Origin of the sequence: Streptomyces sp. NPDC004732 (assembly GCF_040609235.1) — a bacterium.
In the GTDB taxonomy this organism is placed as follows: Bacteria; Actinomycetota; Actinomycetes; order Streptomycetales; family Streptomycetaceae; genus Streptomyces.
Window position 1 is genome coordinate 109,489 of record NZ_JBEXJR010000008.1, and the last position, 17,363, is coordinate 126,851.

Here is a 17,363-nt window from a genome sequence, read left to right on the forward strand (position 1 = left end):
ACCTCGGTCCAAGTCAAACGGGGAGCTCCGGGAGGGCGTTAATTCGCGTGCCCGGCAGGCGCGCCGCGGCTACGGTGGATCTCGTTCAGGTGCGGAGGCTGCGGCTACTTCTCCTCTCAAGAGAGCAACGCGGGTTCGAATCCCGTCGCCGACTCCGGTCGGTGTCGTCCAGCGGCCCAGGACGCTACGTCGCCGCCGCCGGTCTCGATCTCTGAACACTCGACGCGAGCCGTCCGCCACGGGGGAACCAGGCGGGCGGCTTCGTCGTGTCGGCGTGCCGCGCCGAGGCACGACCGGTAGTCGGGGCCGTCCTTCCGACCCCCGTGGCGGGAGGACGGCCCCTGGTCTTTCGGGTGTTGCGTGTTGCGGTGTTGCGTGTTGCGGTGTTGCGGTGGCGCCCGGTCAGTACAGCTTGTTGACGGCCGTGGTCGTGGTCTTCTTGAAGGCGGCCACGGGCGCGTCCCCGAAGTCGCCCAACTGGCCCCACTTCACGACGGTGACGGTCCTGCCGTCCCGCCCGACCGACATCAGGGCGACGTCGTTGGCGCCCTGGGACGTCTCGGTGTGCAGGCCGCGGACGCGGGCGCCCTCCTCGACCGGCAGCTTGCCGTAGTCCCGGACCTCGGCCGCGACGTCGGGCGAAGCCTTCTCGATGCGGTCGGCGCAGGTGCGGATCAGGTCGTCGTAGTGCTTCGCCAGACCCTTGGCCAGGGCGGCCGTGTCCGCCACGACCGTCAACTGCACGGCACTGGCGTCCACGTCGGTGCGGAACTCCCGGTGCCGGTAGTCGTAGGAGGGCACGCCCTCCGTGCTCACGCAGAGGCCGAGTGCCTCGGGGAACCCTTCGGTGGTCCGCCCCGCGGTCCAGGACGACGTCGGGTGCGGCGGCAGCTGGGACGCCGACAGGAGCTTGGGTGCGGCGGCCTTCGGCGCGGCCCCGGCGGCCGGTGCGGTGAGGACCGTGCCCGCCGCGAGGGCGGCGACGGTGAGTGCGGTGAATGCGCTCGTTCGGATGCGCATGGACATGGCTGTTACCCCCGTGGAGGAGTGCGTTGACGTGGATGCCGCGGCGAGGCCCGCTGGTCGGCCCGGGCCTGGTCGGTGCGACACCAAGAGCATCAGCGGTCCCGGCGGCGCTGCGCAACGACCGACGCCCGATCGGGCACGGTGGAACCATCCCAGCCCTTCTGACGTGCAGGTACACGGGTGCCTGGGATACCGTCCCGGGCCGGTTGGGGTCGTACGAGGACGGGGGACCCTGTGTCGGCACAGGACGACGGCGGCGGCAGCGGCGACGGCGACGGCATCGGCGACGGCATCGACGAGGTGGCGGAGTTCGCGGCGCTGCTGACGGCGCTGAAGGAGCGCACGGACCGGAGCTACGGCTCGCTGGCCCGCCGTCTGGGCATGAACACCTCGACGCTGCACCGCTACTGCGCGGGCGACGCGGTGCCGCTCGACTTCGCCCCCGTGGAACGCTTCGCGGCCCTGTGCGGGGCGACCCCGGAGCAACGCCTGGAACTGCACCGCCGCTGGCTCTTGGCCGTGGCGGCCCGCCGTCGGCCTCGTGCGGGGGAGGCGAGGGCGACGGAAGCCGTGCAGGCCGCAGCGGTGGAGGGCAGCACCGAACCGGACCCGGACCCGGACCCGGACCCGGCGCCGAAGACCGATGGCGACCCGGCAGGCCCGGCAGACCTGGCAGACCCGGCAGCCGAATCGGACCCCGCGCCCGAACCGCCCGGCGCACCCTCTCCCCCGCCCCCGCCCCCGCCCCCACACCGCCCCTGGTCCCGCCGAAGACATCTCACCGTCGGACTGGCCTCCGCCTGTGCCGTACTCGCGACGCTCGGGGCCTTCTCCTTGCTGCCGGACGGGCGACAGACGTCCGCCGCCCGCCCTGACCGGGTCGCCGACCAGGCACAGACGGAGGCCGGAGCGCCGCAGCGCCGGGGCACCTCACCCACCCCGAGCGGTACCCCGACCCCCAAGCACCCTTCCGACTCCGCCACCCCGAAGAAGAAGCCGGACACCTCGCGCCCGCCCGGCGCGACATCCACCCCGCCCCGCGACGGAAAGCCCGACGGGCTGCCGCTCACCTGGTCCGCCGACTCCCAGGCCTGGCAGCTCGGCTGCGATCACGACTACGTCATCGCCAAGCCGCCGAGCCAGGTCCCCCCGCCCCCTGCCCCGCAGGACGCGGCGCCCTGGGCGGCGACGCAAGGCGCGGTGCACGGCGGCGAGACACTCGTACGGCTGTCGGTGCAGGGGCGCAGCGACACGGCCGTCGTACTGGAGGCACTGCGCGTGCGCGTGGTCGGCCGTGCGGCACCGGTCAAGGGCACCAACTACGCCATGGACCGGGGCTGCGGCGGCGCGGTCACTCCCCGGTCCTTCGCCGTGGACCTGGACAAGGACCGCCCCATCGCCCGCGCGGTCCCCGGGAGCGACACCGGCACGCCGATCCCGGCCGTGCACATGCCCTACCGCGTCTCGGCGAAGGACCCCGAGGTGCTGCTGATCTCGGCCGAGACCAGCGCGTGCGACTGCCGCTGGTACCTGGAGCTGGACTGGTCCTCCCAGGGCCGCACCGGCAGCGTGCGCATCGACGACGACGGCCGCCCGTTCCGGACCAGCTCCATCAAGGGCCTGCCCCATTACGCGTACGACCCCCTCGGACGCCGATGGGGGACCTACGGCTGAGGACGGCGCACGCGGAAGCGCAGCATGGTGACGCCGCCCGACTGGATGTTGCCGATGGGCTCCAGGTCGATCCGGTCGAGGCCCGGCGGTGCGAAGCGGACGCCGTCGCCGAGCAGCACCGGCAGGACGTACACCAGGATCTCGTCGACGAGGCCGCGCCGCAGGCACTGGGCGGCCACGTCCGCGCCGAGGATCTCCAGGCTCTTGTCACCGGCGGCGCGGCGGGCCGTGGCCACGGCCTCCTCGATGTTGCAGCTGAGGAAGGTGACGTGGGGGTCCGGCTCGTCGGGCGGGCGGTGGGTGAGGACGAACCGCGCCCCGCCGTCGTAGTCGGGGTTCTCGTCGGACATGCGCTTGCCGACCTCGTACGTGCCCCGGCCGATGAGCATGGCGCCCGTGGCCGCCATGACCTCCGGGAACGTCGCCGACGTCATGTGCTCGAAGATCCAGTCCATCGTGTGGCCGGGACCCGCGATGAACCCGTCCAGGGACATCACCCTGTTCACGACCACTTTGCCGGTGCTCGCATCCGTCATGCGTCTTCTCCAAGCAGGTGGAGGGCCGGGATCGCATCGTAGAGGGGCCCGGCCCGGTGCCCTGGCGGGCTGACGCTTCGGTGCCGGTGCGACGATGCGGGGATGCGCGAGGTCAATGAACTAATCAACGTCGATGATCCAGCCTGGCCGCTCCTCCTCAAGGAGCTGTCCGACGCCGACATGGCAGTCGAAGTGCTGCCCGGCGATGTCGAGACGGGCCGCGCAGCCCTGCTGCAGCTGCAGGTCTCGGCCCGGTCGAACCTGGGCGGGATCGCGCTGAACTGCGGCGGTCTGCTCGTGGACGGCGGATGGCTGCGGATCTTCGGCAGCCCGCACGGCCCCGACGGCGTGGGGCTGCCGGGCCTGGCCGGGATCAACGCGATGCCCTCGACGTTCGACCCGGCCTGGCAGCCGGAGGCGGGGCTCGTGGTTGCGCACGATGTGCTGGGCGGTGTGTTCGCCGTCAACGGGGGCGACCCCCGTGCGATCGGTCGGCCCGGTGGGCCGGGCGAGATCGTCTACTTCGCCCCCGACACCCTCGGTTGGGAGGCGCTGGGGGCCGGGCACTCGGCCTGGTTGTCCTGGATTCTCTCCGGAGGGCTTCAGAAGTTCTACGGGGGCCTGCGGTGGGACGGCTGGCGCAGCGAGGTCTCCGTACTCAACGGTCGGCAGGGGTTGTCGTTCTCCCCGCCGCTGTGGTCGGCCGAGGCCCGCCAGGACCTGTCGGCGACCAGCCGTCGTGCCGTACCCATGGCGGAGCTCCTGGGCCTGAGCCGCGACTCGCGCCTGCAGTTCGACGGCGCCGACCCGGGATTCCTCGGAGTCGCATGAACCGGCTTGCTCGCCCGGCCCGCCGGTAACAGATAAGCGTGGCGGGGTGCCCGTGAAGGGCGCAGTGCCTGCCCGGAGCGTGTCAACGGTCAGTACACTCCTCACTCTGTTGCACACCAATGGGGGAGGTCGGTGCGGCGATGGAGAAGCTCGTGCCCGGGGATCCGCAGCGGATCGGCGCGTATCGGCTGTTGGCGCGGCTCGGGGCCGGTGGCATGGGGCAGGTGTATCTCGCGCGGTCCGATCGTGGGCGTACGGTCGCGGTGAAGCTGGTGCGCCAAGAGCTCGCCGAGCAGGACGAGTTCAGGAACCGGTTCCGGCAGGAAGTGCAGGCCGCGCGGCAGGTGGGCGGCGCGTGGACGGCGCCGGTCCTCGACGCGGACACCGAGGCGGCGATCCCGTGGCTCGCCACCGGGTACGTCGCGGGGCCCTCGCTGCAGAGCGTCGTCTCGCACGACCACGGGCCGCTGCCCGAGCGCTCCGTGAACATCCTCGCGGCCGGGCTCTCCGGCGCGCTCAAGGACATCCACGCGGCGGGCATGGTCCACCGCGACCTGAAGCCGTCCAACGTCCTGATCACCATCGACGGCCCGCGCGTCATCGACTTCGGCATCGCACGCGCCCTGGAGACGGTCACCGACGGCGGCCTCACCCGTACCGGCGCGCTCGTCGGCTCGCCCGGGTTCATGGCCCCCGAGCAGGTGCGGGGGGATCGGATCACCCCGGCGTGCGACGTGTTCTGCCTCGGCTCGGTGCTCGCCTACGCCGCCTCGGGAGCGCTGCCCTTCGGGACGGCCAACAGCGGCGTGCACGCGCTGATGTTCCGCATCGCGCAGGAGGAGCCCGACCTGGAGGGGCTCCCCGAGGAGCTCGCCGAGCTGATCGGCGCCTGCCTGCGCAAGGATCCGGCGGACCGGCCCTCCTTGGACGAGGTGCTGGAGCGCACCGGGGCCGCGGACGCGCTGGGGGACGGTCACACTCTCGACCCCTGGCTGCCGGGTGCCCTGGTCGCGCAACTGGGGCGCCATGCGGTGCAGTTGCTGGACGCGGAGGATCCGGAGGAGACGTCGGGGGAGACGCCGGGGGAGGAACCCGTTGCCCGTGGCAGGGGCGCTGCCCCTGCCGGGGGGCCTCCGGAGGCTGTGGGTGACGGAGACGAAGCCACTCCGCCGCCGCCCGGCAAGCCCGGTGCCGCGCCCCTCGACCACCTGCCCACCATGGTGTCCGGGCAGGCGCCGCCCACTCCTCCGCCCACGCCCGCGCACACGCCTGCGCCCGCGCCCAGTACCCCCGTTTATGGCTATCCGCCGCAGCAACTCCCGCAACAGGCCCACCAGCACGCCGCCTACGGCTACCCCCACCCCCACCAGGCTCCCCCCGGCTTCGGGCCCACTCCCCCGTACGGTCCCGTCCCGCCGCCCGAGCCGCCGCGGCGCAGCGGGCGTTCGACCGCCGCGCTGATCGTCGTCGCCTTGATAGTGGCCGTCGGAGCGGGCGGCACCGTCTACGCCGTCATGAACGGCGACAGCACCGAGGACAAGCAGAGCGCCGACGCGGCAGGAAACAGTGCCGGCAGCGCGCCGAAGAAGACGCCGGGGGCCACCTCGCCGTCCCCCGGAGCGAGCAGTCCGGAGCCCTCCGCGTCCGGCGCGGACGACGGCACGGTCCCCGACAAGTACCTGGGCACCTGGTCCGGCGGCCTCGACACCGACGACGGCCACAGCACCCGCGAACTCACCGTCCAGCAGGGCGAGGTGGGAGACACCGTTCTCTCGGTGACGGCGGACGGACCCGCCGACGGCGGCGGCACCTATCACTGCGTCTTCCAGGGCAAGCTGGTGTCCGCGTCCGGCGACCGCCTGCGCATCGGGCCCACCGAGGTCACCGTCGGCGAACCCATGACGTCCTGCACGCCCGGCGACTCGAGCGTCGTCACCATCCTCGGCAACGGCAAGCTGCGGCGCGCCAACACGGACGGCAGCGGCGAGTTGACGTACGACAAGAGCTGAGAAGACGTACGGCAAGAGCTGAACCGGCGGCGAACAGCGGCCGACGGAACGGGAAAGCGGGCCCCGGGCGGCGCCGCGCCGCCTACCGTCACCGCCCATGGACTGGTTGAGCACCGAGAACACCATCGCCGTGCTCACGGCTGTGCTCGGGCTCGCCGCCACCGTCGGCGCGCTCTGGTACGAGCGGCGGGTGCCGCGGCGCAAACGCATCGGATATCGCGTTCAGCTGGACACTGCAATAGGCGACAACGTGCGGACGGGCGGCGCCAACGCCCGCCTCGGGCTCTTCGACGAGACCCCCGAGATGTCCGACGCCACGCTCGTCCTGCTGCGCGTCGAGAACGACGGCTCGCAGGCCGTGTCCGACGCCGACTACAGCGGGCGCGCGCTGCACGGCCTCACCGCGGTCTTCACCGGACGCACCGTCCGCGGCCTCGCCGTCACCGCGCCGTCCGGCGACGACCACCTGATGGAGCACTTCACCCCTGCGGCGGGCCTGCGGTACGAGGGCAGCACCCTGCACATCCCGCGCGTCCCGCTCAACAGGGGACAGCACTACAAGCTCCTGGTCCTGCTCACCGGCGGGCCCGTCGGCGGCGACGTCACCCTGTCCGGCGGCATCCAGGCCGGTGACGTACAGCCCAACCGCTCCACCACCCTCGACGGCAAGCCGCCGCTGCTGTCCAGGCCCGCGCAGCTCCTGACCGTGCTGCTCACCCTCTCCGTGGTCACGCTGGCCTCGATCATCGTGCTGCGGGAGGACGATCCGCCGCCCATCGAGTGCGCGACGGGCGAGCTGACGGTGCTCGGCTCGACCGCGTTCGCACCGGTCGCCGAGGAGCTCGCCGAGAAGTACGAGGAGGACTGTCCGGGCTCCGACATCACGGTCAGCGCGCACGGCAGCGCGGCGGGCGTGCGTGAACTGGACGACTCGGGGCGGAAGTTCGGCCGCTCCGGAGGAGGAGGGAAGGGGGCGCCGCCTCTTCTCGCCTTCTCCGACGGGGCCAAGTCCGACGGATTTCCGCGGCTCGCCGAGACGCGCGTGGCGGTCTCCGTCTTCGCGCTCGTCCTCAACGACCGTGTGCCATTGCGGAATCTGACGCTGCCCCAGGTGCGCCGCCTCTACCGCGGCGACGTACGCAACTGGAAGGAGCTCGGCGGGCCCGACCTGCCCGTCGTCCTGGTCAGCCGCGGCTCCAGCTCCGGCACCCGCGACACGCTCCAGCGCCGCATCCTCGGCGGCGCCTTCGAGATCAAGGCGTCCTCCAACGACTGCCTGGGCAAGGACGACCCGTCCGTCCCCGTCACCCGCTGCGAACTCGACTCCACCGACCAGGTCATCGACGCCGTCGGCCGCATCCCCGGCGCCATCGGCTACAGCGAACTCCGCGCCGCCGCCGGTCTCAAGGGCCTGCACCGGCTCAACCTGGAGGGCCACGCCCCCTCGGCCGAACAGCTGGAGAAGAGCGGCTACCCCTACCGCGAGATCGAGTACGCCTACACGTACGGCCTGCCGCCCGCCGACTCCCTCGCCGCGGGGTTCCTCGCCTACGCCCGCGGCACCGGCCTCGACGTCATCCGCACCCACGGCCATCTGCCGTGCGCCACGCCGGAGGGGCTTCGGGTATGCGGAGAGGGGCGCCTCGGCAGTGGTGCCGGGGCGCCCCTCTCACAGAGCTCAGAAAAACAGAGCTCGGACGAGCGGATTACACGAACGAATTGATCTCGATCGTCTCCGTACGGCCCGGGCCCACGCCGATCGCGGAGATCGGCGCGCCGGACATCTCCTCCAGCGCCTTCACGTAACCCTGCGCGTTCTTCGGCAGGTCGGCGAAGGTCTGGGCCTTGGTGATGTCCTCGGACCAGCCCGGCAGCATCTCGTAGATCGGCTTCGCGTGGTGGAAGTCGGTCTGGTTGTACGGGAGCTCCTCGACGCGCTTTCCGTCGATCTCGTACGCCACGCAGACCGGGATCTGCTCCCAGCCGGTGAGGACGTCGAGCTTCGTGAGGAAGAAGTCCGTCAGGCCGTTGACGCGCGTCGCGTACCGGGCGATCGGGGCGTCGAACCAGCCGCAGCGACGGTCACGGCCGGTGGTCACACCGCGCTCGCCGCCGATGGTGCGCAGCGCCTCGCCGTCAGCGTCGAACAGCTCCGTCGGGAACGGGCCCGCGCCGACGCGGGTCGTGTACGCCTTCAGGATGCCGATGACCCGGCTGATCTTCGTCGGGCCCACGCCCGTACCCGTGCAGGCGCCGCCCGCGGTCGGGTTCGAGGAGGTGACGAAGGGGTACGTGCCGTGGTCCACGTCCAGGAGCGTGCCCTGGCCGCCCTCGAACAGGACGACCTTGTCCTCGTCGAGCGCGTTGTTGAGGATCAGGGTGGTGTCGGCGACGTACTGCTTGATGTTCTCGCCGTGCTCCAGGAGCTGCTCCACGATCTGCTCCGCCTCGATCGCGCGGCGGTTGTAGAGCTTGGTGAGGAGCTGGTTCTTGATCTCCAGCGCCGCTTCGACCTTCTGCTGCAGGATCGACTCGTCGTAGAGGTCCTGCACGCGGATGCCGGTGCGGTTGATCTTGTCGGCGTAGGTCGGGCCGATGCCGCGGCCCGTCGTGCCGATCTTGCGCTTGCCGAGGAAGCGTTCCGTCACCTTGTCGACGGTCACGTTGTACGGCGTGATGATGTGCGCGTTGCCGCTGATCAGCAGCTTCGACGTGTCGACGCCGCGCTCGTTCAGACCGCTCAGCTCGGAGAGCAGGACCGACGGGTCGACGACGACTCCGTTGCCGATGACGGGCACGCAGTCCGGGGAGAGAATCCCGGAAGGGAGGAGATGCAGCGCGTACTTCTGGTCGCCTACGACGACCGTGTGGCCGGCGTTGTTGCCGCCCTGGTAGCGCACTACATAGTCCACGGAGCCACCGAGCAGGTCAGTGGCCTTTCCCTTGCCTTCGTCACCCCACTGAGCACCGAGCAGCACAAGTGCGGGCACAGGCGTACACCCCTTCCGGGCGGGGCATGTCCAAGGTCTGGGGCCGTAGCCGCCGATGGGTGTGCCTTGGATGCTGCCCCGGAATAGACGAAGCCCCTGGCGCAATAGCGCAAGGGGCTCTTGCACAAAGATGCTACCCGAGGTCTCAAAGAACGGCTAAAAGAAAGGGAGCACGTTGTCGGCTCGCGACCAGCTCCTAGTCGTCATCGACCCGGTCGCCCGGCGCACGGACGGTGAGTCGGTACGGATCGCGAAGGATGTGCTCGGTGCGGGCGCGGCGGTCCGGGTCTGCCTCCCCGACGGCCCCGAGGACTTCGCGAAAGCGCTGGCCAGGAGGGGTGCGCGACGGCTCGTGGTGGTCGGTGACGATCGGGCGCTGCTGCGGGCGGTCGCCGTGCTCCACCGGGAGCGGGACCTCGCCGGATGCGGGCTTTCGGTCGTCCCCGTGGGGGCCGCGCAGACGCTCACTCGGGGGCTCGGGGTGCCTGCGGGGGCGGTGGCGGCGGCTCGGGCGGTTCTGGAGGGGGCCGAGCGTCGGCTCGATCTACTGGTGGACGACAGTGACGGGGTCGTGCTCGGGGATCTTCGGATTCCGCCGGTGGGGGTGGCTGAGGAATCCCTGGGGGAGGGTGATGTCTCCTCCTCCTCCTCGGAGGTGGCCACCGGGGGGTCGTCTCGGGCGATTGCGGGGGTCGCGGGAGTCGCGGCGGAGGGTCATGCGTGGCTGCGCTCGTGCCAGTCCTTCGTCCGCACCCTCGCCACACGTCCCACGCGCCCCGCCCGTCCCACACCACCCACCCGGCTCCGGATCGAGGTCGACGGGGTCACCCTCGTGGGCCTGGACCAGCCGGTGGAGGGGGTGCGCGTCACGGCGGGGGGCGGCGGCCTCGCGCAGGTGGAGGTGCGGCGGGCTTCGGTGGGGGCGGGTGGAGGTACGGATGCGGATGCGGATGCGGGGCTGACGCGGGTGCGGGCGCGGACGGTGACGGTTTCGGGGGCGGATTTCCGGTATCGGGCGGATGCGGTGGTGGCGGGGCCGGTACGAACCAGGACGTGGACGGTCAGGCCCATGGCTTGGGGCTTGACGCTGCCGCGGTAGGCGGGGGGGGCTGCGCCTGGGGTTCGTCTGTGGGTGCGGGGCCCTTCGCGGGTGCGGCCCAGTGGGCGTCTGCGCCTGTGGCCCGTCTGTGGGTGCGGGGCCGCGGGGGTATGTACGTACTCGCTATCCCTACGCCACGCCTGAAGACCTTCTGCCCGTCAGGGTGTGCTCGGTGCTCCGTGCGCACATACCCCCACGTCCCCTCCCGTCTCGTACGCGCCTGCGGCCCGACGGGGTCGGGCGGCCTCCCCCGGGCCCAATCCCCTGGACGGCCACGGTGGTACCCCACCCACCCACGGCCGCGACCCGACGGGGCCGGACGGCCTCCCCGGGCCCACTCGCCTGGGCAGTCGCAGTGGTCTCCCACCCGCCCGCGGCCGCAGCCCGGCAGGGGTCGGAGGACCTCCCCAGGCCCCCTCGCCCGGGCGGTCGCGGTGGTTTCCCACCCGCCCCGCCCGTTTGCCCTGGCCGCTGCGGGGTTTCCCACCCGCCCCCTTTGGGTCGCTGAGGTCCCCCCACCCCCCACCCACGCCCTGCCCCTGGCGTGAGGGGGCAGCCCCGGCCCCTACCCCCGCTGGACGTCGCAGGGCAAACGGGTGGGTGGGTGGGAGACATCCGCCGCGAAGCGGCGGGCTTGGGGGTCCTGCCTCCGCCGGACGGCGCAGGGGCACGCAGGGGCGCCGGTCAGGAGCCGTTCCGCGGGGGGCCGAACAGGGATTCGCGGTGGGCTCGCCAGCGGTCCATCATTCCTGCGAGCTCGCCCTGGATGAACTCGAAGAACGCCAGCGTCTCCAGCAGGCGCCGCCCCGCAGGAGTGTCCTCGCCAAGGTTGGCGACGCCATCCCGCATCGCGTTCTCCCACCGCTTCAGGACGGAGTCCCGGGAGCCCAGCGCCTCGTACCACTGGTTGCTGTGCACGCGGAAGATGTCGCGCCGCGTGCCGGGCTCCCGCTCGCGGGTGACCATGTGCTGCTGGGTGAGGTAGCGCACCGCGCCGGAGACGGCCGCCGGGCTGACCCGGAGCTGTTCGCCGAGCTCCGCGGAAGTGAGCGCGCCCGCGTCGGACGAGAGCAGGGCGACGAAGATCCGGGCGGGCATCCGCGGCATGCCCGCCTCGACGAGCTGCGCGGCGAACTGTTCCACGAAGCGGGAGACGGCCTCCGGGTCGCGGTCCGGCCCGTCGGGCGTCTGCGTCTCGTCCTTGGTCATGCGTCGATCATCTCCCCTGGTCACCGCGGCAGAGAGAAGTTTATACGGTTCCTTAACTTCACAAGTTTGTGAAAGTAGCGTACGTTCAAAATCATGACCAGAGCAATCACCGTCTCCGGACTGCACAAGTCGTTCGGCAGGACGCGTGCGCTGGACGGCCTCGACCTGGACGTCGAGACCGGCGAGGTGCACGGCTTCCTCGGGCCGAACGGGGCCGGGAAATCCACCACCATCCGAGTCCTCCTCGGACTGCTCCGCGCGGACTCCGGCGCGGCCCAGCTCCTCGGCAGGGACCCGTGGCACGACGCGGTCGAGCTGCACAGCCGTATCGCGTACGTCCCCGGGGACGTGACCCTGTGGCGCAACCTCAGCGGGGGCGAGGTCATCGATCTGTACGGGAAGCTGCGCGGCGGGCTCGACCGGGAGCGGCGCGACCGGCTCGTCGAGCGGTTCGAGCTCGACCCCACGAAGAAGGGGCGTACGTACTCCAAGGGCAATCGGCAGAAGGTCGCCCTCGTCGCCGCCTTCGCCTCCGACGTCGACCTGCTGGTCCTCGACGAGCCGACGTCCGGGCTCGATCCGCTCATGGAGGAGGTCTTCCAGAGCTGTGTGGAGGAGGCGCGCGAGCGGGGGCGGACCGTTCTGCTCTCGTCGCACATCCTCAGCGAGGTCGAGGCGCTCTGCGACCGCGTCAGCATCGTCCGCAGGGGGCAGACCGTCGAGACCGGCGCGCTGGCCGAGCTCCGCCATCTGACCCGGACCAGCGTCACCGCCGAACTCGCGGGCGAGCCGAACGGGCTGGCCGCTCTCGCCGGTGTCCACGATCTGCACGTCCGGGGGCGCCGGGTGAGCCTCCAGGTCGACACGGACAAGCTGGACGCCGTGCTCAAGTCCCTCACCGGCTCCGGCATCCGCTCCCTGACCAGCACCCCGCCCACCCTGGAAGAGCTGTTCCTGCGGCACTACCAGGAGGAGGACGGCGTACGCGAGGCGGTGGGCGCGCGATGAGCAGCGTGGCGGACAGCGTGCGCCCGGTGCGGCGGGGCGGGTACGCGCCTCGTGCGGGCCGGGGTCAGCTGGCGGGGACCGGTGGGCTGCTGCGGCTCGCGCTGCGGCGGGATCGCGTGCTGCTGCCGGTCTGGGTCGTCGTCGTGGCGGGCATCGTGCTGGCCATGCCGGGCTCCCTGGAGGGGTTCTACGGCACCGCCGCCGAGCGCGCCGACGCCATGGCCTCCATGAACTCCAACTCCTCCATGCGCGCCCTGTACGGGCCGGTCTTCGGTGACTCCATCGGCGCCCTCGCCGCTTGGCGCATCGGCTGCTACGCGGGCGTCCTCGCCGCCGTCATGAGCCTCGTCATCGTCGTACGGCACACCCGTGAGGAGGAGGAGACCGGGCGTCAGGAGATGCTCTCCGCGGCCGTGGTCGGGCGGCGGGCGCCGCTCACCGCCGCGCTGCTGGCCGCGTGTGTGGCCAACGCCGCCGTGGGTCTGCTGATCGCCGTCGGGCTGGCCGGGCGCGGGGCGGGCGGCGCGCTGGCGCTCGGGCTCGGGGTCGGCGGGGTCGGCATGCTGTTCGCCGGGCTCGCGGCCGTCGTCGCGCAGTGCGCGGAGAGCGCGCGGCTCGCCAAGGGGATCACGGCGGGGGCGCTCGGCGCCGCGTTCGTGCTGCGGGCCGCGGGCGACGCGGGGACGGCGGGCGGGTCGTCCGCGCTGACCTGGGTCTCGCCGCTCGGCTGGCAGGAGAACCTGCGGGCGTACGCCGGTGAGCGGTGGTGGGTGCTGCTCGTCCTCGGCGCCGCGATCGTGGTGCAGGCGTGCGTCGCGTACGGCCTCGCGGGGCGGCGGGACGTCGGCATGGGCTTCCTGCCGACCCGGCCAGGGCCCGCCCGGGGCACCCTCGCCACGGCGGGCGGGCTGGCCTGGCGGCTGCAGCGCGGCACCCTGGGCGCATGGACGGCCGGATTCCTGGTCGCCGGTGTCGTGTTCGGCGGGATGGCGTCCGGCGCCGCCGACATCGTCGGCGACAACGAGAACGCCCGCAACGTCGTCGAGCGGCTGGGCGGGCAGTCCGGGCTCACGGACGCCTTCCTCGCCACGATGACCGGGCTGTTCGGCATGATCGCCGCGCTGTTCGTGGTGGCGTCCGTGCTGCGGCTGCACGGCGAGGAGACCTCACAGCGCGCCGAACCGGTCCTCGCGGGCGCGGTGGGGCGGCTGCGGTGGGCGGCCGGGCACCTCGTCGTCGCCTTCGGCGGCTCGGTGCTCCTGATGGCGGCCGCCGGACTCGGCCTGGCCGTCGGCCACGGCGAGGACGCGGGCGCCGTCCTGGGCGCCTGCCTCGCGCAACTGCCCGCGGTCTGGGTCGTCGGCGGTGTCGCCGTGCTGCTCGCCGGGGCGTTCCCGAAGGCGGCCCCGGCGGCCTGGGGCGTGGTCGGGGTCTGCCTGGCCATCGGCTGGATCGGCCCGGTGCTCGAACTGCCCGGGGCGGTCATGGACCTCTCCCCCTTCGGCCACCTGCCGAAGCTGCCGGGCTCCGCGATGTCCTGGCCACCGCTCGTGCTGCTCACCGTGCTCGCGGCGGCCCTGGTGACGGCCGGGCTTGCGGGGCTGCGGCGGCGGGACATGACCGGTTGAGGGGGGGAGGGGGTGGCGCATCGGTTTATGGCTTTACCAGCAGCTCCTTGAAGCCGCGGATGACGAAGTTCGGTGTGCGGGGCGGGTCCGCGGCGAGGCGGAGGGACGGTGCCCTGCGGAGCAACGCGCGCAGGGACGCCGTCAGTTCGATGCGGGCCAGCGGCGCGCCGATGCAGTAGTGGATGCCCGCGCTGAAGGAGATGTGCGGGTTGTCGCGGCGGGTCAGGTCCAGGTCGGCGGGGCGGTCGAAGGCCGCGGGGTCGTGGTTGGCGGAGCCGAAGAGGAGTGCCAGCTCCGCGCCGCGCGGGATCGTCACCCCGTCGATCTCGATGTCGTCGAGGACCCAGCGCTCGAAGAGCTGCAGCGGGGTGTCGTACCGCATCAGCTCCTCGACCGCCGTGGGGACGAGGGCGGCCGGGTCCGCGCGCAGGGCGGCCAGTTGGGCCGGGTTGCGGAACAGTGCGTGCCAGCCGTTGACCGTGGCGTTCACCGTCGCCTCGTGCCCCGCGTTCAGGAGGAGCACGCACGTCGAGATCATCTCCTGCTCGCTGAGCGACTCCCCGTCCTCGTACGCCGCGATCAGGCCCGAGATCAGGTCCTCGCCCGGCTTCTCCCGGCGGGCAGCGATCAATTCCCGGAGGTACGAAGAGAATTCGAGGGAGGCGTGGACCGCGCGCGCCGCCGTCGCCGCGGGCGGGTTCAGTTCGTACATGCCGCAGATCGCCGCCGACCAGGGGCGCAGCAGTGCGCGGTCGCTCTCCGGGATGCCCAGCATTTCGGCGATGACCGCCACCGGCAGCGGTTCGGCGACGCGCGCCACCAGGTCACCGCCGCCGTCCGCCACCAGGTCGCGCGCGAGCTCGTCCGCCAGCTCCTCGACGTACGGCCGGAGCTGCTCGACGGTCCGCGGCGTGAACGCCTTCGAGACGAGGCGGCGGATGCGGGGGTGGGTGGGTGGCTCCAGGTCCAGCATGCCGTTGTCGTTGAGGACGTGGAACGGCTCGTGCTCGGGCGGCGGGGGCCTGCGGCCGAACTCCTCGTGCGTGAAGCGGTGCAGATAGGTGCGGCCCAGGCGCCGGTCGCGCAGCAGGGCCGAGACGTCCGCGTGGTGCGGGATCAGCCACTGGTCGGTGGGCGCGCTGTAGTGGGCGCGGCCCGCCTCGCGCAGTCGCGCGTACGCCGGATAGGGGTCGGCGACGAACTCCGGTGACGAGGGGGCGAAGACCTCTGCCGCTTCGGACGCTGCATCCATGGAGGGACGCTAGTGCCGCTCACCCCGGCGTGACCAGCCTCGCTTCGTACGCGAACACGGCCGCCTGCGTGCGGTCCCGCAGCCCCAGCTTCACCAGGACCCGGCTGACGTGCGTCTTGATGGTGGACTCGGCGACCACGAGCCGCGAGGCGATCTCCGAGTTCGACAGGCCCTGCGCGATGAGGACGAGGACCTCCGTCTCGCGCTCGGTGAGCTCGCCGTACTGCTGCGCCTGGACGGTCGCCGAGAGCCGCGGCGTCTCCGCGAGCTTCGAGAACTCCGTGATCAGACGGCGGGTCACGGTCGGCGCGAGCAGCGCCTCACCGGAGGCCACCACCCGTACGCCGTCCGCCAGTTGGCGCGCCGAGGCGTCCTTGAGGAGGAAGCCGGAGGCGCCCGCACGGAGTGCCTGGTAGACGTACTCGTCGAGGTCGAAGGTGGTCAGGACGAGCACCTTGCAACCATCAGTGTCGCCCTCGGACGCGATGATCTCGCGGGTCGCCTCGATGCCGTTCAGCTCGGGCATGCGGATGTCCATGAGGACGACGTCGGGGGCGAGTTCGCGGACTCGTTGGACCGCCTCCCGGCCGTTCACGGCCTCCCCGATGACCTCGATGTCGGGCATCGCGTTCAGGAGGACGGAGAAGCCCTCCCGCACCATCATCTGATCGTCGGCGATCAGGACCTTGATCGTCATGCGTCTTCTCCCGCCGGGTCCAGGCGGTCCGCGAGCGGCACCGGCAGGAAGACCGTGACCTCATAGCCGCCGTCCGCGGCCGGTTCAGCCGTCATCTCGCCGTTCAGCATCGTGACGCGCTCCCGCATGCCGGTGATGCCGTGTCCCGCGCCCGGGGACGGCTTGACCAGGCCGGTCGCGGGGCCGTTCACGATGCGCAGGCCGAGGCCGCCGAGGACATAGCCGACCTCGACACGGGCGGCGGCGCCGGGCGCGTGGCGCAGGCTGTTGCTGAGCGCCTCCTGCACGATGCGGTACGCCGAGAGCTCCACGCCCTGCGGCAGCTCGCGGGCTGCTCCGGTGATCACCTTGTCGACGGTCAGGCCCGCGTCGCGGACGTTGGCCAGGAGCCGGTCGAGGTCGGCGAGCGTGGGCTGCGGGGCGTCCGGCGCCTCGTAGTCCTCCGCCCGTACGACGCCGAGGACGCGGCGCAGTTCGGTGAGCGCGGACACCGCGTTCTCGCGGATCGTGACGAAGGCCTGCTCCAGCTCGGGCGGCGGGTTCTCCACGCGGTAGGGCGCGGCCTCGGCCTGGATGGCGACCACCGACATGTGGTGGGCGACCACGTCGTGCAGCTCGCGGGCGATGTTGGTGCGCTCCTCCAGGAGGGTGCGCTTGTCGCGCTCGATGGCGGTGACGGTGCGCTGCACGGTGACCTCGCGCTGCGCCTCGCGGCGCACGTGCACCACGGTGGTGACCAGCAGTCCGAGTGCGGAGAGGAACAGCATCATCGGGCCGTCGGACGCGCCACTGGGGCTGCCGAGGCCGACCTCGGTGACCAGCGCGTACCCCGCCGTGCCGAGCCACATCCACACCGCGGTGCGCGGACCGGTCCTGGCCGCGACGACGACCATCACCACGATGTGCCCGAAGAACGCGGGGGGCGTCCACGGCCACCCGTCCCAGGTGTTGCCGAGCAGCGCGGTGAACGGGGTCGTGACGAGCGAGACCCAGAACGCGCCGACCGGCCTGACCAGGGTCATCAGGATGGCGGCCGCCGGGATGAAGCCGGTGAGCAGGTGCGCGATCCCGCCGGACCCCAGGCCCACCTGGGAGGCGATGAAGAGGGCGATCAGGGCCGCGCCGATCACCAGGGCGTGCGGGGTCCACACGGCGTACGCGCGTATCCGCTGCGGCAGGAGGCGGGCCATCCGCCCCTCCGCCGTCCTGGGGGGCAGCAGCCGGTAGGCGAAGGGGTCGCGGAAAAGCGTCTCGCGCAGGCCGCCGAGGGCCTCCCGCACGAGGTGGTACTCGGGGCTCTTCTGGCCGCTGGCCTTGAGCTGCTCAGTCGTTTCGGTCACGTCTACGAAGGTACGGGCCGGAGACAACCCGGTCGTCCACAGCGAGACGGGTTCCGCGGGGTCC

At 72.1% G+C, this 17,363-nt stretch carries 14 protein-coding genes and 1 tRNA gene; 8 read left to right on the forward strand and 7 right to left on the reverse strand.

Annotation, left to right across the window (positions count from 1 at the left end; translation table 11 throughout):
- Nucleotides 1-51 precede the first annotated feature (51 nt).
- Nucleotides 52-153 (forward strand) — tRNA-Glu (locus ABZV77_RS24295).
- Between the two features lie 249 nt (nt 154-402).
- Here the strand turns inward: ABZV77_RS24295 and ABZV77_RS24300 are convergent.
- Nucleotides 403-1,026: a hypothetical protein gene (locus ABZV77_RS24300; protein WP_356260529.1), complete on the reverse strand. Its 624-nt coding sequence runs from the start codon at nt 1,024-1,026 to the stop codon at nt 403-405.
- A 234-nt stretch (nt 1,027-1,260) separates the two neighbouring features.
- Here ABZV77_RS24300 and ABZV77_RS24305 point away from each other — a divergent pair, with 234 nt between their 5' ends.
- On the forward strand, nt 1,261-2,700 hold the full coding sequence (locus tag ABZV77_RS24305; RefSeq protein ID WP_356260531.1) for a helix-turn-helix domain-containing protein: 1,440 nt from the start codon (nt 1,261-1,263) through the stop codon (nt 2,698-2,700).
- Here the strand turns inward: ABZV77_RS24305 and ABZV77_RS24310 are convergent.
- Complete coding sequence (locus ABZV77_RS24310) at nt 2,691-3,236, reverse strand: dihydrofolate reductase family protein (RefSeq protein ID WP_356260534.1); 546 nt, start codon at nt 3,234-3,236, stop codon at nt 2,691-2,693. The genes ABZV77_RS24305 and ABZV77_RS24310 overlap by 10 nt on opposite strands.
- A 102-nt stretch (nt 3,237-3,338) precedes the next feature.
- On the opposite strand from ABZV77_RS24310, the gene ABZV77_RS24315 reads away from it, so the two are divergent.
- The 3 genes from ABZV77_RS24315 (at nt 3,339) to ABZV77_RS24325 (ending at nt 7,799) form a co-directional block, all read left to right on the forward strand.
- The gene (locus tag ABZV77_RS24315) at nt 3,339-4,067 is read left to right on the forward strand and encodes a DUF2625 domain-containing protein (RefSeq protein WP_356260537.1); all 729 of its coding nucleotides are present in this window, start codon (nt 3,339-3,341) and stop codon (nt 4,065-4,067) included.
- Nucleotides 4,068-4,207: 140 nt separating this feature from the next.
- Nucleotides 4,208-6,076 carry a serine/threonine-protein kinase gene (locus tag ABZV77_RS24320; protein WP_356260539.1) on the forward strand — a complete coding sequence of 623 codons (1,869 nt, stop codon included), beginning with the start codon at nt 4,208-4,210 and terminating at the stop codon, nt 6,074-6,076.
- A gap of 97 nt (nt 6,077-6,173) precedes the next feature.
- Complete coding sequence (locus ABZV77_RS24325; protein WP_356260542.1) at nt 6,174-7,799, forward strand: substrate-binding domain-containing protein; 1,626 nt, start codon at nt 6,174-6,176, stop codon at nt 7,797-7,799.
- Here the strand turns inward: ABZV77_RS24325 and ABZV77_RS24330 are convergent.
- Nucleotides 7,783-9,066, reverse strand: a complete 1,284-nt coding sequence (locus tag ABZV77_RS24330; protein WP_356260545.1) for an adenylosuccinate synthase — start codon at nt 9,064-9,066, stop codon at nt 7,783-7,785. The two genes, ABZV77_RS24325 and ABZV77_RS24330, sit on opposite strands and share 17 nt — an antisense overlap.
- 175 nt (nt 9,067-9,241) lie before the next feature.
- Here ABZV77_RS24330 and ABZV77_RS24335 point away from each other — a divergent pair, with 175 nt between their 5' ends.
- Entirely contained in the window at nt 9,242-10,165 is a 924-nt protein-coding gene (locus tag ABZV77_RS24335) for a diacylglycerol kinase family protein (RefSeq protein ID WP_356260548.1), read from the forward strand.
- Nucleotides 10,166-10,849: 684 nt separating this feature from the next.
- Here the strand turns inward: ABZV77_RS24335 and ABZV77_RS24340 are convergent.
- Nucleotides 10,850-11,374: a helix-turn-helix domain-containing protein gene (locus ABZV77_RS24340; protein ID WP_356260551.1), complete on the reverse strand. Its 525-nt coding sequence runs from the start codon at nt 11,372-11,374 to the stop codon at nt 10,850-10,852.
- Nucleotides 11,375-11,467: 93 nt separating this feature from the next.
- On the opposite strand from ABZV77_RS24340, the gene ABZV77_RS24345 reads away from it, so the two are divergent.
- Together ABZV77_RS24345 and ABZV77_RS24350 are read left to right on the forward strand one after the other, a co-directional pair.
- Complete coding sequence (locus ABZV77_RS24345; RefSeq protein WP_356260554.1) at nt 11,468-12,382, forward strand: ABC transporter ATP-binding protein; 915 nt, start codon at nt 11,468-11,470, stop codon at nt 12,380-12,382.
- A complete protein-coding gene (locus ABZV77_RS24350; protein WP_356260556.1) occupies nt 12,379-14,010 on the forward strand; it encodes an ABC transporter permease in 1,632 nt (543 codons plus the stop codon). Before ABZV77_RS24345 ends, ABZV77_RS24350 begins: the two co-directional genes overlap by 4 nt.
- Before the next feature lie 25 nt (nt 14,011-14,035).
- Here the strand turns inward: ABZV77_RS24350 and ABZV77_RS24355 are convergent, their stop codons facing one another.
- Genes ABZV77_RS24355 through ABZV77_RS24365 form a run of 3 tightly spaced genes read right to left on the reverse strand, consistent with a single transcriptional unit; the run spans nt 14,036 to nt 17,299 of the window.
- Nucleotides 14,036-15,262 (reverse strand): cytochrome P450, encoded by a 1,227-nt coding sequence (locus ABZV77_RS24355; protein WP_356260559.1) that lies wholly within the window; start codon nt 15,260-15,262, stop codon nt 14,036-14,038.
- A gap of 19 nt (nt 15,263-15,281) precedes the next feature.
- Nucleotides 15,282-15,959, reverse strand: coding sequence for a response regulator transcription factor (locus tag ABZV77_RS24360; RefSeq protein ID WP_356260562.1), 678 nt, complete (start codon nt 15,957-15,959; stop codon nt 15,282-15,284).
- Entirely contained in the window at nt 15,956-17,299 is a 1,344-nt protein-coding gene (locus tag ABZV77_RS24365; RefSeq protein WP_356260565.1) for a histidine kinase, read from the reverse strand. Before ABZV77_RS24365 ends, ABZV77_RS24360 begins: the two co-directional genes overlap by 4 nt.
- Between the last annotated feature and the right edge of the window lie 64 nt (nt 17,300-17,363).